Origin of the sequence: Streptomyces sp. I05A-00742 (assembly GCF_013055795.1) — a bacterium.
Lineage (GTDB): Bacteria > Actinomycetota > Actinomycetes > Streptomycetales > Streptomycetaceae > Streptomyces.
Window position 1 is genome coordinate 25,381 of sequence record NZ_JABETO010000032.1, and the last position, 14,568, is coordinate 39,948.

Annotated in this window: 14 protein-coding genes and 1 pseudogene; 11 read left to right on the forward strand and 4 right to left on the reverse strand. The window is 70.6% G+C overall.

Annotated features, from left to right (window positions below; genetic code table 11):
• Window positions 1–89: 89 nt before the first annotated feature.
• Window positions 90–185 (reverse strand): annotated as a pseudogene (locus HN013_RS34230) (SDR family NAD(P)-dependent oxidoreductase); the annotation flags it as partial.
• A gap of 107 nt (window positions 186–292) precedes the next feature.
• Entirely contained in the window at window positions 293–931 is a 639-nt protein-coding gene (locus tag HN013_RS24785) for a hypothetical protein (RefSeq protein ID WP_171169899.1), read from the reverse strand.
• A 316-nt stretch (window positions 932–1,247) separates the two neighbouring features.
• Between HN013_RS24785 and hemL the strand changes: the two genes are divergently transcribed.
• From hemL to HN013_RS24830, 9 genes are all read left to right on the forward strand, one after another.
• Window positions 1,248–2,540, forward strand: a complete 1,293-nt coding sequence (hemL, locus tag HN013_RS24790; protein ID WP_312018705.1) for a glutamate-1-semialdehyde 2,1-aminomutase — start codon at window positions 1,248–1,250, stop codon at window positions 2,538–2,540.
• 32 nt (window positions 2,541–2,572) lie between these two features.
• Window positions 2,573–3,220: a histidine phosphatase family protein gene (locus tag HN013_RS24795; protein WP_171169958.1), complete on the forward strand. Its 648-nt coding sequence runs from the start codon at window positions 2,573–2,575 to the stop codon at window positions 3,218–3,220.
• Between the two features lie 125 nt (window positions 3,221–3,345).
• Window positions 3,346–4,545, forward strand: coding sequence for a hypothetical protein (locus tag HN013_RS24800; RefSeq protein WP_171169903.1), 1,200 nt, complete (start codon window positions 3,346–3,348; stop codon window positions 4,543–4,545).
• 67 nt (window positions 4,546–4,612) lie between these two features.
• Complete coding sequence (locus HN013_RS24805) at window positions 4,613–5,245, forward strand: TlpA disulfide reductase family protein (protein WP_171169905.1); 633 nt, start codon at window positions 4,613–4,615, stop codon at window positions 5,243–5,245.
• A gap of 46 nt (window positions 5,246–5,291) precedes the next feature.
• The gene (locus HN013_RS24810; RefSeq protein ID WP_171169960.1) at window positions 5,292–6,029 is read left to right on the forward strand and encodes a cytochrome c biogenesis CcdA family protein; all 738 of its coding nucleotides are present in this window, start codon (window positions 5,292–5,294) and stop codon (window positions 6,027–6,029) included.
• Between the two features lie 3 nt (window positions 6,030–6,032).
• Window positions 6,033–7,934, forward strand: a complete 1,902-nt coding sequence (locus HN013_RS24815; protein ID WP_171169907.1) for a cytochrome c biogenesis protein ResB — start codon at window positions 6,033–6,035, stop codon at window positions 7,932–7,934.
• Window positions 7,931–9,085: a c-type cytochrome biogenesis protein CcsB gene (gene ccsB, locus HN013_RS24820; RefSeq protein WP_171169909.1), complete on the forward strand. Its 1,155-nt coding sequence runs from the start codon at window positions 7,931–7,933 to the stop codon at window positions 9,083–9,085. The genes HN013_RS24815 and ccsB overlap by 4 nt, the downstream gene beginning before the upstream one ends.
• Window positions 9,086–9,200: 115 nt before the next feature.
• Window positions 9,201–9,416, forward strand: a complete 216-nt coding sequence (locus HN013_RS24825; protein WP_212764772.1) for a hypothetical protein — start codon at window positions 9,201–9,203, stop codon at window positions 9,414–9,416.
• 53 nt (window positions 9,417–9,469) lie between these two features.
• A complete protein-coding gene (locus tag HN013_RS24830; protein ID WP_171169911.1) occupies window positions 9,470–10,000 on the forward strand; it encodes an SRPBCC domain-containing protein in 531 nt (176 codons plus the stop codon).
• A gap of 3 nt (window positions 10,001–10,003) precedes the next feature.
• Here HN013_RS24830 and HN013_RS24835 read toward each other — a convergent pair whose 3' ends face one another.
• A complete protein-coding gene (locus tag HN013_RS24835) occupies window positions 10,004–11,431 on the reverse strand; it encodes a phosphocholine-specific phospholipase C (RefSeq protein ID WP_171169913.1) in 1,428 nt (475 codons plus the stop codon).
• Window positions 11,432–11,674: 243 nt separating this feature from the next.
• Window positions 11,675–11,992, reverse strand: coding sequence for a PLD nuclease N-terminal domain-containing protein (locus HN013_RS24840; protein WP_171169914.1), 318 nt, complete (start codon window positions 11,990–11,992; stop codon window positions 11,675–11,677).
• Window positions 11,993–12,079: 87 nt separating this feature from the next.
• On the opposite strand from HN013_RS24840, the gene HN013_RS24845 reads away from it, so the two are divergent.
• Both HN013_RS24845 and mqnP read left to right on the forward strand, forming a co-directional pair.
• Window positions 12,080–13,537, forward strand: a complete 1,458-nt coding sequence (locus tag HN013_RS24845; RefSeq protein WP_171169916.1) for a menaquinone biosynthesis decarboxylase — start codon at window positions 12,080–12,082, stop codon at window positions 13,535–13,537.
• Entirely contained in the window at window positions 13,534–14,436 is a 903-nt protein-coding gene (mqnP, locus tag HN013_RS24850) for a menaquinone biosynthesis prenyltransferase MqnP (protein WP_171169918.1), read from the forward strand. The genes HN013_RS24845 and mqnP overlap by 4 nt, the downstream gene beginning before the upstream one ends.
• Window positions 14,437–14,568: the final 132 nt, after the last annotated feature.

The window sequence follows — 14,568 nt, forward strand, 5'->3', positions numbered from 1 at the left end:
CCAGACCAGGCAGTACGGCTGGTGGCCTGCCTCGTGGAGGCGGTGGGAGAAGTCCTGCCACTCGTGGAGCAGCCGNTGCGGCGGGCCGCGAGGACGACGCGGTAGCCGGCGGCGGCCAGGCTGCGGGCGGTGGCCGCGCCGATTCCGCTGCTCGCGCCGGTGATCACGGCGGTGGGGGTGGTCATGGTGCCTCCTCGGGCGGTGGCGGTGACGGCGGCAGGTGGTGCCGAGGATATGCCGGGCGTCCCGCGGCGGTCCCGGGGCCCGTGGGGGTCCCGCGAGGAGGTCGGGGTCAGGGCCAGACCAGGCAGTACGGCTGGTGGCCTGCCTCGTGGAGGCGGTGGGAGAAGTCCTGCCACTCGTGGAGCAGCCGGTAGACCGTGAAGGCGTCGCGCGGACCGCCCCGGTCGGGGACGGTGGACCAGATGAAGGCGGCGGCGCCCACGGACTCCTCGCCGATGCCGCGCAGCGGGTCGACGACCGTCATGGGCAGCTTGACGACCGCGTAGTCGGGGTGGAGCACGACCAGTTCCAGCGGGGGGACCTTGTGCAGGGGTATGCCCTGGATGCCGGTGAGCACCATGGCGGCGACCGTCTCCGGCTTGATCCTGGTGAACATGCCGCCCATGCCCAGCTCGTCGCCCCCGAGCTCCTCGGGGCGCATGGAAATGGGCACGCGGGCGGCGGTGGCCCCGTTGGGTGCCCCGAAGTACTTGTAGGTCACCCCCACTCGGCCACTCCTGATCGCGCTGTGTCCCCCGTCGGCCCCGCCGTCCCCGTTGTTCTCGTCGGTCCCACCGGTCCCGCCGATGTTGTTCGCCCCGCTGGCCCCGAGGCGGTCGTCCCGCCGGTGCCGGCCCCTGCGCGGCGGCCGGGCTCGGTCGGGCCCCAGGTCGTCGGTGCCCTCACCCAGTCCGCCACCGCGATGCATATCTCCACCCGATCGCTTTTTTACGCAGCACAGCCCCCGCCGCGCAACCCGATCATCGTCTCAGACACCTCCCCCGTCGAGAGCGTGCGAAACGCCCGGACACGCGTGCCCACGGGGCTCTGAGACCATGGCTGGCGTGAGCTACCCCTCTTCGGCCCCAGTGTCCCAGATGCGCGGGGGCTGACATCCGGCCGAAAGCAGGAGAAACCGAGCGAACTCCAGCAGGGCCCACAAGCCGGGGCGAGCGGCCGCCGTCGCCGTCCCTCCCTACGTCTCCGCAGGCAGGAACAGAGTGCCTTATTCATATGAAGCCCCAGTGTCCCAGACGCTCTTCGAGCGCGCGGCGGTCGTGACCCCCGGTGGCGTGAACTCTCCGGTGCGGGCGTTCCGCGCGGTGGGTGGTACGCCCCGTTTCATGGTGTCCGCGACCGGTCCGTACCTCACCGACGCGGATGGCCGGGAGTACGTGGATCTGGTCTGCTCATGGGGGCCGATGATTCTCGGCCACGCACACCCCGAGGTGATCGCGTCGGTACAGGCCGCGGTGGCCCGCGGCACGTCCTTCGGTACGCCCGGTGAGGGCGAGGTGGCCCTCGCCGAGGAGATCGTGGCGCGGGTGGCGCCGGTGGAGCAGGTGCGTCTGGTCTCGTCCGGCACCGAGGCGACGATGTCGGCGATCCGGCTGGCGCGCGGGTTCACCGGCCGGGCGAAGGTGATCAAGTTCGCGGGCTGCTACCACGGCCATGTGGACGCCCTGCTGGCCGCGGCCGGCTCCGGGGTGGCGACGTTCGGCCTCCCGGACACGCCCGGCGTCACGGGCGCCCAGGCGGGTGACACGATCGTGCTGCCGTACAACGACCTGGAGGCCGTGCACGAGGCGTTCCACGCGCACCCGGGCGAGATCGCCTGTGTGATCACCGAGGCGTCCCCGGGCAACATGGGCGTGGTCCCGCCGCGGCCCGGCTTCAACGAGGACCTGAAGCAGGCGTGCGCCAAGAACGGCGCCCTGTTCATCTCGGACGAGGTCATGACCGGCTTCCGGGTGTCGAAGGCCGGCTGGTACGGCATCGACGGCGTCACGCCGGACCTGATGACCTTCGGCAAGGTGATGGGCGGCGGCTTCCCGGCGGCGGCCTTCGGCGGCCGGGCGGACGTGATGGCGCACCTGGCGCCGGCGGGCCCGGTCTACCAGGCGGGCACGCTCTCCGGGAACCCGGTCGCGACGGCGGCGGGCCTGGCGCAGCTGCGGCTGCTGGACGACGCGGCGTACGAGCGGGTGGACGCGGTCTCGGCCGAGGTCCGCGGGCTGGTCACCGCGGCGCTGGCGAAGGAGGGGGTCGCGCACCGCCTCCAGACGGCGGGGAACATGTTCTCGGTCTTCTTCACGGACCGGGAGGTCACGGACTACGAGCTGGCCAAGCGGCAGCAGTCGTTCCGGTACACCGCCTTCTTCCACTCGATGCTGGCCCGGGGCGTCTACCTGCCGCCGTCGGCGTTCGAGTCCTGGTTCGTGTCGACGGCCCATGACAGTGCGGCGATCGAGCGGATCGCGGCGGCCCTGCCGGCGGCGGCGCGGGCGGCGGCCGAGGCGACGGAGGAGCAGAAGTGAGTGGCGGCAACGACATCACCGTCGTGCATCTGATGCGGCACGGCGAGGTGCACAACCCGGAGGGCGTGCTCTACGGCCGCCGGCCGGGTTACCACCTGTCCGACCTGGGCCGGGAGATGGCCGACCGGGTGGCCGAGCACCTGTCGGGCCGGGACGTCACCCATGTGGTGGCCTCGCCGCTGGAGCGGGCGCAGGAGACGGCGACGCCGATCGCCAAGGCGCACGGGCTGGACCTGGCGACGGACGGGCGGCTGATCGAGGCGGAGAACGTCTTCGAGGGCAAGACGTTCGGGGTGGGCGACGGCGCGCTGCGCAAGCCGGCCAACTGGAAGCACCTGACGAACCCGTTCCGGCCGTCGTGGGGCGAGCCCTACGTCGAGCAGGTGGTGCGGATGATGGGCGCGCTGAACGCGGCGCGGGACGCGGCCCGCGGGCACGAGGCCGTCTGCGTGAGCCACCAGCTGCCGATCTGGATCGTGCGCAGCTTCGTGGAGCGGCGCCGGCTGTGGCACGACCCGCGCAAGCGGCAGTGCACGCTCGCGAGCCTGACGACGTTCACCTACCGCGGCGACAAAATCGTTTCGGTGGGCTACAGCGAGCCGGCCCGGGACCTGGTCCCCGCCCATCTGCGGGCGGGCGCCAAGCCGGTCAAGGGCGGCAGCAAGGCGTTCGGGGCCTGATCCGGGGCCCGGCCGGAGCGTGCCGTTGGCGCGACCGTCGTACGCCGACGCGCCCCCGTCCCCCATGTCGTCTTATATGGACGGCAGGAGGGCGGGGGCGCTTCGACGACGAGCGGAGGCCGCGCGTGCGGGAGATCGGCCGGCGAGGGTTCCTGGGCGCGGGCGTGGGTGCGGCCGTCGCGCTGGGCGCCGCCGGCTGCTCGCTCACCCCGGGCGCGGACGCGGACCCGGTGGTGGTCCGGGCGAAGGAGCGGGCCCGGGCGCGGCCCATCGGGGACGGTTCCACGGCGGACGCGGGCCCGCAGCCGTTCCAGCCCCCGCCGCCGGAGCGGCTGGAGCCGGGGCAGAAGCCGCCGCAGTTCGTCGTGTTCTCCTGGGACGGCGCCGGGGAGGTCGGCAACGGGCTCTTCCCGCGCTTCCGCCGGCTCGCCCGCGACCACGGCGTGCGGATGACGTTCTTCCTCACCGGCCTCTACTGCCTGCCCGAGTCCCGGAAGTCCCTCTACCGGCCGCCGAACAACCGGGTGGGCGCCTCGGCCATCGGCTACCTCAACGACGAGCACATCCGGGAGACGCTGCGGAATGTGCGCGAGGCGTGGCTGGAGGGCCACGAGATCGGTACGCACTTCAACGGGCACTTCTGCTCGGGCGCCGGATCGGTCGCCCGCTGGACGCCGGCGCAGTGGCGGTCGGAGATCGAGCAGGCCGTCTCGTTCGTCACCTCCTGGCGGACGAACACCGGGTTCACCGATCTCGAACCGCTGCCCTTCGACTACCGCAAGGAGCTCGTCGGCGGGCGGACCCCCTGCCTGCTCGGCCGGCGGAACCTGCTGCCGGCGGCGGCCCGGCTCGGCTGGCGGTACGACGCCAGCTCCCCGGGCGGGCGTCAGATGTGGCCGGTGAAGCGGGAGGGGATCTGGGACTTTCCGTTGCAACTGATCCCTTTTCCGGGTCACTCTTTCGAGCTGCTTTCCATGGATTACAACCTGCTCGCCAATCAGTCCCGGAATTCCACGAAGGCCCCGCCGGTCCACTATCCGCGCTGGCGGCAGCAGGCCACGGAGGCGTACCTCGCCGGATTCCGGCGGGCCTACGAGACCAATCGGGCGCCGTTCTTCGTCGGCAACCACTTCGAGCAGTGGAACGGCGGGATCTACATGGACGCTGTGGAGGAAGCGCTCAAACACATCGCCGACGAGAAGCACAAGGACGTCCGCCCGGTCTCCTTCCGGCAGCTCTGCGACTGGCTGGACGCGCAGGACCCCGCGGTCCTGGATCGGCTGCGCCGGCTGGGGGCCGGGGAGAAGTGGACGCCGGGCCGCTGACCACCAGGGTCGTGTGGGGCAAGGGGGGCGCGGAAGATCCCGGAAATCGCCATGCGAAACTTTTCACATGAGTGCCTGCCGCGCCGATCGACGCATCCGGTTCCCGCTGTTCCGTCGTCGTACCACCGTGCCGGCCATCGGTGCCGCGCTCGCCGCGCTGGCGCTGAGCGCCTGCGGGTCCGGCGGCACCTCCGGCGGGGGCGGCGAGACGCAGTTCGTCCAGGGCACGGGCGGGATCGACGTCGTCAAGGACCGGGACAAGCGCACGGACGCGCCGGAGATTTCCGGCAAGACGCTGCAGGACGAACAGCTCGACGCCACCGAGAAGTTCAAGGGCAAGATCATTGTCTTTAACGTCTGGGGTTCCTGGTGCGCTCCGTGCCGGGCCGAGGCGAAGAACCTGGTCAAGGCGGCCGAAGCGTACAAGAGCAAGGACGTCGAGTTCGTGGGCCTCAATGTCCGCGACCCCGACCCCTCGCTGGCCAAGGCGTTCGAGAGGACGTTCAAGGTCCCGTACCCGAGCATCTCCGACGCGTCCGGGAAGGTGATCCTCCGCTTCCCCAAGGGCAGCCTCAACCCGCAGGCCATCCCGTCGACGATCTTCATCGACCGGGACGGGAAGATCGCCGCACGGGCGCTCAAGCCGCTGGGCGAGGACGAGCTGAACGAGACGCTCGACCAGCTGGTCGCGGAGAAGTGACCCCGTGCTCTCCGCGTCGACCGCTCTCGCCGCCTCCGGTGACGGCATGAACCACACCGTCCTGTCCGGTGCCCTGCTGCTGGCCCTGCCGGTGGCGGTGCTCGGCGGGCTCGTCTCCTTCTTCTCGCCGTGCGTGCTGCCGCTCGTGCCGGGCTACCTGTCGTACGTCACCGGGACCGGCGGCGCGGACCTGGCCCAGGCCAAGCGGGGGCGGATGCTCGCGGGGGCCTCGCTGTTCGTGCTGGGGTTCACGGCCGTACTGATGTCCACCGGGGCGTTGTTCGGCTACTTCGGCACCACCCTCCAGCGGTACCAGGAGACCATCTCCACCGTCCTCGGCGTGGTGATGATCGCGCTCGGGCTCCTCTTCATGGGCCTGCTGAACCGCTTCGGCCAGCGCGAATTCCGCTTCCATATGAAGCCCGGCATGGGCCTGCTGGGCGCGCCCCTGCTCGGCATCGGCTTCGGCGTCGGCTGGACGCCGTGCATCGGGCCGACGTTCGCCGCCGTGCAGAGCCTCTCCTTCTACGACGCGAGCGCCGGCCGCGGCGCCCTCCTGACCTTCGCCTACTGCCTGGGCCTCGGTCTGCCGTTCATCCTCACCGCCCTCGCCTTCCGGCGCGCCCTCGGCGCGTTCGGCTGGGTCAAGAAGCACTACGCGTGGGTCATGCGGATCGGCGGCGGCATGCTCGTCCTGGTCGGCATCCTCCTGGTGACGGGAGCGTGGGACTACCTCATCCAGGACCTGCAGACGTGGTCGAGCAAGTACCAACCCGGGATCTGAACCATGGCCAAGACCGATAGCACCCCCACCACCGAGGCCCAGGAGGACGCCGCCGCGGGCGCCCGGCTGTCCACCGCCCCGGCCGAGGAATCCGAGGCCAGGGGCCAGGTGGTGCCGGGCTCGTTCGGCGGCGTCCGGCGCCCGGGCGCGCTCGGCGCGCTCGCCTGGACCGGGCGGGAGGTCATCGGCTGGCTGCGCTGGTTCTGGCGGCAGCTGACCTCGATGCGGGTCGCGCTGCTCCTGCTGCTCCTGCTCTCGCTCGCGACCATCCCCGGCTCGCTGATCCCGCAGACCAGCGTCGACTCGGTGAAGACCGACACCTGGAAGGAAGCGCACAAGACGCTGACGCCTCTCTACGAGAAGCTTCAGCTCTTCCACGTCTACAGCTCGGTGTGGTTCTCCGCGATCTACATCCTGCTGTTCGTGTCGCTGATCGGCTGTATCGTGCCGCGCACCTGGCAGTTCGTCGGCCAGCTCCGCGGCCGCCCGCCGAAGGCGCCGCGCAACCTCACCCGGCTCCCCGCCTACACCACCTGGCGCACGGACACCGATCCCGAGCAGGTGCTCGCGTCCGCCCGGAAGGTGCTCCGGCGCAAGCGCTTCCGCACCGAGGCGGGCGACGGTTCCGTGGCCTCGGAGAAGGGCTACCTCCGCGAGGTCGGGAACCTGCTGTTCCACGTCTCGCTGATCGTGATGCTGGTGGCGTTCGCGTCGGCCCAGCTGTGGAAGTACGAGGGCGGCAAGCTCATCGTCGAGGGCGACAAGGACGGGTTCGCGAACACGCTCACCCAGTACGACGACTTCAAGTCCGGCTCCCTCTTCGACACCGACGACCTGCCGCCGTTCAGCTTCAAGCTCAAGGGCTTCACCGGGAGCTACGAGCGCACCGGGCCGCAGAAGGGCACCCCGCGCGACTACGCCGCGCACATCACGTACTGGGAGCGCCCCGACGGCGAGGCGCGCGACGCCACCATCAAGGTGAACGAGCCGCTGGAGGTCGGCGGCTCGAAGGTGTACCTCCAGGGCCACGGCTACGCGCCCAAGGTGACCGTCCGCGACGGCAAGGGCAACATCGCCTACAGCGGCCCGGTGGCCTCGCTGCCGCTGGACAGCAACATCACCGAGACGACCGTGCTCAAGGTGCCGGACTCCGTGGACAAGGACGGCAAGCCGCTCCAGCTCGGCTTCCTGGGCAACTTCGTCCCCACGCTCGACCTGCGGACCGGCTCCATGGCCTCGGTCTTCCCCGCGCTGGACAACCCGCACCTCGTCCTGACCGCCTACTACGGCAACCTGGGCATCGACTCGGGCGTGCCGCAGAGCGTCTACAAGCTCGACACCAAGAGGATGAAGCAGTTCAAGGAGGAGGGCGGCCGGAAGTTCGCGCGGGCGCTGAAGCCCGGCGAGAGCCTGACGCTGCCGAACGGTGCGGGGTCGCTGAAGTTCGACGGCATCAGCAACTGGGCGACCTTCCAGGTCTCCCACAAGCCGGCCGACCTGCCGGCCCTGGCCGGCGCCGTCGCGGCGGTGGTCGGAGTGGCCGGGTCGCTGTTCATCCAGCGCCGCCGGGTGTGGGTGCGCGCCGTGCGCGGGGCGGACGGGCGTACCGTCGTCGAGCTGGCCGGCCTCGGCCGCAGTGAGTCCGCCAAGGTGCCGGAGGAGCTCCTGGAGCTCGCGATCGCCCTCCAGGGCGACGCGCCGCCGGTCGCGGAGGAGCCCGCAGAAGGCGGGGCCGCCGCCGAGGAAAAGGCCGAGGCAAAGACAGAGGCAGAGGCGGCCGAAGAAAAGGCCGAGCAAAAGGCGGAGGAAGAGGCCGAGGCTGTGGAAAAGCCCGACGACGCGACCGCCGAAGAACCCACCCGAACCGCTGACCCCACAGATTCCTCCGAAGGAGCGCGCGCGTGAACATCGCTGCCGCGGCCAACGAGAACATGGCCCACACCAGCAATGTGCTGATCTATTCGGCGATGGCTGTCTACACCCTCGCCTTCCTCGCACACATCACCGAGTGGGTCTTCGGCAGCCGAAGCGCCGTCGGCCGTACCGCCGCCGCGATCACCGCCGAGGCCCGCCCGGCCGTGGCGGTCACCGTCCGGAAGGCCGGCGGCACCGCGGTGCTGGAGCGGCCCAAGGTCGTCACCCGCTCGGCCCCCGGCGCCCGGGACGACGTGCCCGACGGGCCGGGCGCGGCGGGCGGCAGCGAGAAGGGCGACCTGTACGGCCGGATCGCGGTCTCGCTGACGGTGCTGGCCTTCGTGCTGCACGCGGGCGGTGTGGTCACCCGCGCCCTGTCGGTGGAGCGGGCGCCGTGGGGCAACATGTACGAGTTCTCCACGACCTTCGGCATGTGCGCCGTCGGCGTCTACCTGGGCCTGCTCGCGGCCAGGAAGAACATCCGCTGGCTGGGCCTGCCGCTGGTCACCACGATCCTGCTCGACCTCGGCCTCGCCATCAGCGTGCTCTACACGTCGAGCGACCAGCTGGTGCCCGCGCTCCGTTCGCCCTGGCTGTGGATCCACGTCTCCTGCGCGATCCTCTCCGGCGCCGCGCTGTACGTCGGCGCCGTCTCCACGCTCTTCTACCGCTTCCGCGACGGCTACGAGCTCCGGCTGGCCGCAGGCAAGACGGGTCCCGGCATCCTGGAGAAGAAGCTCAAGGGCCTGCCCTCCGACGCCGGCCTGGGCATCCGCCTGGGCGTCCGCCTCCAGATGTCCTGGGACAACATGCTGAGCCGGATGCCGTCCGCGGCCACGCTCGACAAGTTCGGCTACCGGATCAACGCCACCGTCTTCCCGCTGTGGACCTTCACGATCATCGCCGGCGCCATCTGGGCCGAGGCGGCCTGGGGCCGCTACTGGGGCTGGGACCCCAAGGAGGTCTGGTCCTTCATCACCTGGGTCGCCTACGCCTCCTACCTCCACGCCCGCGCCACCGCCGGCTGGAAGGGCCGCAAGGCCGCCTACCTCGGCCTGGCGGCGTTCGGCTGCTACATCTTCAACTACTACGGGGTCAACTTCCTCTTCGGCGGAAAGCACTCGTACTCGGGCGTCGAGTAGGAACCGCGACGTCATCGCACCGGGGCCCGCTCCCTCTTTCGAGGGAAGCGGGCCTTTGTGCGCGTGTGGAAATCGCGTGCGAGCCTAGGCTCGTGGCGCGGTGGAGGTGCCGTCGATGACTGTGGAGTGCTCGGCCGAACTCAGCGAGATGTTCGAGCTCATCGAGGCCATGGGGGTGCCTGCGGGGTACCGGGTGGAGATCATCGAGGGGGCGATCGTTCTCAATCAGCACCGCAAGGTGCATGCCGTGATCATTCGAGAGCTGACCCGTGCCCTCGGGGACACTTCCTCCGGAATCGTGATCGACACCGCGTCCTGGCCCCGCGACTGATCCGCGCGGCCGACCGGCGCGCGCTCCCGGCGGGGCTGTGGTCTGCTGGAGGTATGGAAATACCGTCTCCCTACGGTGCCTCCGAGACCCACGGCGACGTGCACACCCTGTGCTACGAGCTGTCGCTGCCGTATCCGCAGCACCAGGTGTGGGAGGCCGTCGCGACGGCCGAAGGGCTGCCGACGTGGCTGGCGGCCGCGGAGCCGTTCGAGCCGCGGGAGGGCGGCGCGGTCACCCTCCGGTGGCTGAACACGGACCCGGAGGGCAATACGACGGTGGCGCCCGGGCGGGTGACGGCCTGGGAGCCGGAGAGCGTCGTGGAGTACACCGTCGAGGTGCACGGGCGCATCCGGTTCGAGCTGGAGCGGGCGCCCGTGAGCGTCGGCGGGACGCTGCTGCACTTCACCAATGAGATGCCGGGGACGGACGACGAGCGGCTGGACTGTCTGGCCGGGTGGCACCACCACTTCGAGTACCTGATGCAGGCGCTGGCCGGGCACCCGGCGGACTGGGCGACCTGGCGGCTCGACCGGTGGCGGGAGCTCCGGGACGAGTACCGGCAGGGGAAGCGGGAGCTTCCGTAGGGCCTACCGTCGCGGTCGCGTTCCCTTCTCCTGCACCGGGACCCGCTGCGTGGCCCCCGGAAGCGTCGGCTTCGGCAGGTGGGCGACCTCCCACTCCGCCTCCTCCAGCTCCTTCTCCGTGTCCCTCGGGAGCTTCGGCGCCCGAGTCGCGGGGACGTCGAAGCCGAAGGCCGAGGTGAGGTCGCCGAAGGCGCGCCGCCGCCAGGCGCTGATGTTGGGCTCCCGGACGCCCGTCCAGCGCTCCAGGAATCGCAGTGCCGAGGTGTGGTCGAACGCCTCGCCCGCCGCCCAGCCGCCCACCGTCCACGGCGACACGATCAGGCAGGGGACGCGGAAGCCGCCGCCGATCGGCAGGCCCTGCACGAACTCGTCCTTCGTGCCCTTCGGCGGTACGGGCGGCGGGACGTGGTCGAAGAGGCCGTCGTTCTCGTCGTAGTTGAGGATGAAGACCGTCTTGGCCCAGACCTTCGGGTTGTCCGCGATCGCCTCGATCTTCTTCGCGACGAAGTCCGCGCCGGCGGCCGGCATGAAGTGCGGGTGCTCGGACTGCGGCCCCGTGGGGATGATCCAGGAGACGGCCGGCAGCCGGTCGTTGCGGGCGTCGTCCTCGAAGGTGCCCTCGGGCTGCCGGCGCATCCCGCGCTCGTACAGCGGATTGCCGGGCTTCGCGTCGCGGAACCGCTGGAACCACTCCAGCATGTTGCAGCCGTAGTTGTCCTCCTGCTGGTAGACGCGCCAGCTGACGCCCGCGTTCTGGAGGCGCTCGGCGTAGGTGGTCCAGCGGTAGGGGGACGGCATGGTGTTGTTGATGACCGGGCCGCCCTTGGTGCCGCCGGGGTCGATGGTGCCCGTCATCCAGTAGAGCCGGTTGGGCCAGGTGGGGCCGAAGACCGAGCAGAAGTAGTTGTCGCAGATGGTGAACGTCTCGGCGAGGGCGAACTGGAAGGGGATGTCCTCGCGGGTGTGATAGCCCATCACATACGGGCCGTTCTTCCCGTCCGCCTTGCGGTGCGCGGGCAGCCAGCGGTCCATCTTCCCGCCGTTCCACGCGTCGTGCTGCACGGACCAGGCGTGGCTCGTGGAGGGGATGGCCTGGGCGCTGCTCTTCCGGGTGTCGAGGTGGAACGGGAGCAGATAGCCCTTGGGGTTCTCGGCGTCCGGCTGGTGGAAGACGCTCCTGCCGGTGGAGAGCCGCAGGGCCTTGGGGTCGGAGAAGCCGCGGACGCCCTTGAGGGTGCCGAAGTAGTGATCGAAGGAACGATTCTCCTGCATCAGCATGACCACGTGCTCGATGTCCGCCAGCGAACCGCGCCGGGGCGGTCCGGCCGCGACCGCCCGCTGCACGCTGGGCGGCAGCAGCGAGAGCGCGGCGGCGCCGGCTCCGCCCGCGGCGGAACCGAGGAGTCTTCGTCTGCTCATCATCGCGGGCATGGCCGTCTCCCTGAGGTCGCGTCAGGCCACAGTGTGGCCGCTGCGACTCTCCCGGCCCGGGAGTGCGGGGGGTAGGGGAGGGCGGGTGAACGGCCCGCCAAATGCCCGTGACGGAGAGGGAGTTGAAGATCCCGTGAGGATTAGGCAGTAGATCGTATTACCCGATCGAGGGATCGGGGACTGGGCCGATGGGCGGATGCCGGGCCGCCGAACGGGGTGGGGCCAGGGAGGGAGCCGGGGGCCTCAGGCCCTTTCGTCGCCCTCCCCGCCCGGCTTGCCGCGGTCCTTGTCGAGCGACCGCAGGAAGTCGGGGTTGTCGTCCGGGGCCACCCAGCGGCCGTCGCCGCCCGCGCGCCGCCCCGGCGCGCCCGCCGCCGCGCGCGGCCGGCCGACGGCGAACCAGGCGATCGGACCGAGCAGCACCTCGCCGAAGAGCAGGATGATGATCACCCACGCTGTCTTCGGCAGTTTGCGGACCTCTTTTTCCGGAGTGTTCAGACAGTCGATGAAGGCGTAGATCCACAACGCCAGGACCAGCAGGAACGGCAGGTACCTGAGCATTGGCCGAAGACCCCCGGGGCGTGGCGGTGGGGCCGTCGCACGGCCCCGTGACAAGGCCAGGGTAGTCCGTGCTCGATACTGGATCGCATGGCTTATGACGATCTCCGCTCGTTCCTCAGAGCGCTTGAACGCGATGGCGACCTCAAGCGCGTCAAGGCCGAAGTCGACCCCCACCTGGAAGTCGGGGAGATCGTCGACCGGGTGAACAAGGCCGGCGGCCCGGCCCTGCTCTTCGAGAACGTCAAGGGCTCGGCGATGCCGCTGGCCATGAACGTCTTCGGTACCGACCGCCGGCTCCTCAAGTCGCTCGGGCTGCGCTCGTACGACGAGATCGCCGAGAAGATCGGCGGGCTGCTCAAGCCCGAGCTGCCGCAGGGCTTCATCGGGGTCCGGGAGGCGTTCGGCAAGCTGGGCGCGATGGCGCACGTGCCGCCGCGCAAGGTGAAGTCCGGGGACGCGCCGGTCCAGGAAGTGGTGCTCACCGGGGACGACGTCGATCTCGACGCGCTGCCGGCGCTCTTCACCTGGCCCGAGGACGGCGGCTCCTTCTTCAACCTGGGGCTCACCCACACCAAGCACCCCGAGACCGGCGTCCGCAACCTCGGCCTCTACCGGCTCCAGCGCCACGACAAGCGCACCATCGGGATGCACTGGCAGATCCACAAGGACAGCCGGAACCACTACCAGGTGGCCGCGAAGCGCGGTGAGCGGCTCCCGGTCGCCATCGCCTTCGGCTGCCCGCCGGCGGTGACGTACGCGTCCACCGCGCCGCTCCCCGGCGACATCGACGAGTACCTCTTCGCCGGCTTCGTCCAGGGCAAGCGGATCGACATGGTCGACTGCAAGACCGTCCCGCTCCAGGTCCCGGCCGCGGCCGAGGTCGTGCTGGAGGGCTGGCTGGAGCCCGGGACGATGCTGCCGGAGGGCCCGTTCGGCGACCACACCGGCTTCTACACACCGCAGGAACCGTTCCCCGCGCTCACCATCGACTGCGTCACCATGCGGCGGCGCCCGCTGCTCCAGTCGATCGTGGTCGGCCGGCCGCCGACGGAGGACGGGCCGCTGGGGCGGGCGACGGAGCGTTTCTTCCTGCCCCTGCTCAAGATCATCATCCCCGACATCGTGGACTACCACCTGCCGGAGTCCGGCGGCTTCCACAACTGCGCGATCGTCTCGATCGACAAGAAGTACCCCAAGCACGCGCAGAAGGTCATGCACGCGATCTGGGGCGCCCACATGATGTCGCTGACCAAGCTGATCGTGGTGGTGGACTCCGACTGCGACGTCCACGACCTGCACGAGGTGTCCTGGCGCGCCCTCGGCAACGTCGACTACGCGCGCGACCTCACCGTCGTCGAGGGCCCGGTCGACCACCTGGACCACGCCTCGTACCAGCAGTTCTGGGGCGGCAAGGCGGGCATCGACGCGACGGAGAAGTGGCCCGAGGAGGGCTACACCCGGGACGGCGGCTGGCCGCGGATGGTCGAGTCGGATCCGGACGTCGCCGATCGGGTGACGAAGCGCTGGAAGGAGTACGGGCTGTGAGCGTCTCCGCCGCCGCCGTCCCGCAGCCCGGCCGTACCCGTGCCTTCCTCCGCCTGGTCCTGATCGAGCACTCGGTCTTCGCGCTGCCCTTCGCGTACATCGCCTCCTTCACCGCGATGTTCCAGGAGGACGGGCGCGTCGACTGGTGGAAGCTGCTGCTGGTCACCGTCGCGATGGTCGGCCTGCGCACATTCGCCATGGCCTGCAACCGGATCATCGACCGCGAGATCGACGCCCGGAACCCGCGCACCGCCAACCGCGAACTGGTCACCGGCGCGGTCTCCGTCCGCTCGGCGTGGACCGGCGCGCTCGTCGCCGTGGTCCTCTTCCTGGGCGCCGCGGGCCTGCTGAACCCGCTGTGCCTGGCCCTGGCGCCGATCGCCGTGATCCCGATGGTGGTCTACCCGTACGGGAAGCGGTTCACCGACTTCCCGCACGCCATCCTGGGCTTCGCGCAGGCCATGGGCCCGGTCGGGGCCTGGCTCGCGGTGACCGGTTCGTGGTCGTGGGACGCGGTGGTCCTGGGCCTCGCGGTCGGCGTCTGGATCGGCGGTTTCGACCTGATCTTCGCCTGCCAGGACGTCGCCGCCGACCGCGCCCACGGCGTGAAGTCGACCCCCGCCCGCTTCGGCATCCCCGCGGCGCTGTACGGCGCCCGCGCCTGCCACGCCATCACCACCGCCCTCCTGGCCTGGTACGGGGCGGCCACCCACGCGGGCGCGTTCTTCTGGGCCGGGCTGGTGGTGGTCGCGGTGGCGTTCCTCTACGAGCACTCGATCGTCACGCCGCGCGACCTGTCCCGGCTGAACCGGGCGTTCTTCACGGTCAACGGCTTCATCGGCATTGCCCTGTTCGTGTGCGCGCTGCTCGATCTGACGGTGCGGGGGCTGGGGGTCTAGTTCCGGGGCTCCGGCCCGCACATCCGCCGGGGCTCCCGGGGCCCGATCGGCGGCTTCCCTGCCGGTCGCCGCGCCGCCAGCACCTCCGATCCGTGGGTGAACGCGGGTCACCGACCCGCTGACCGAAGGCCC

Coding starts and splice junctions, on each gene's coding strand:
- HN013_RS24830 (WP_171169911.1), top strand. CDS start 9,470: ATGGAAATACCGTCTCCCTACGGTGCCTCCGAGACCCACGGCGACGTG.
- HN013_RS24825 (WP_212764772.1), top strand. CDS start 9,201: ATGACTGTGGAGTGCTCGGCCGAACTCAGCGAGATGTTCGAGCTCATC.
- HN013_RS24795 (WP_171169958.1), top strand. CDS start 2,573: ATGCGGCACGGCGAGGTGCACAACCCGGAGGGCGTGCTCTACGGCCGC.
- HN013_RS24835 (WP_171169913.1), bottom strand. CDS start 11,431: ATGCCCGCGATGATGAGCAGACGAAGACTCCTCGGTTCCGCCGCGGGC.
- HN013_RS24840 (WP_171169914.1), bottom strand. CDS start 11,992: ATGCTCAGGTACCTGCCGTTCCTGCTGGTCCTGGCGTTGTGGATCTAC.
- HN013_RS24810 (WP_171169960.1), top strand. CDS start 5,292: ATGAACCACACCGTCCTGTCCGGTGCCCTGCTGCTGGCCCTGCCGGTG.
- HN013_RS24785 (WP_171169899.1), bottom strand. CDS start 931: ATGCATCGCGGTGGCGGACTGGGTGAGGGCACCGACGACCTGGGGCCC.
- HN013_RS24805 (WP_171169905.1), top strand. CDS start 4,613: ATGAGTGCCTGCCGCGCCGATCGACGCATCCGGTTCCCGCTGTTCCGT.
- HN013_RS24845 (WP_171169916.1), top strand. CDS start 12,080: ATGGCTTATGACGATCTCCGCTCGTTCCTCAGAGCGCTTGAACGCGAT.
- HN013_RS24815 (WP_171169907.1), top strand. CDS start 6,033: ATGGCCAAGACCGATAGCACCCCCACCACCGAGGCCCAGGAGGACGCC.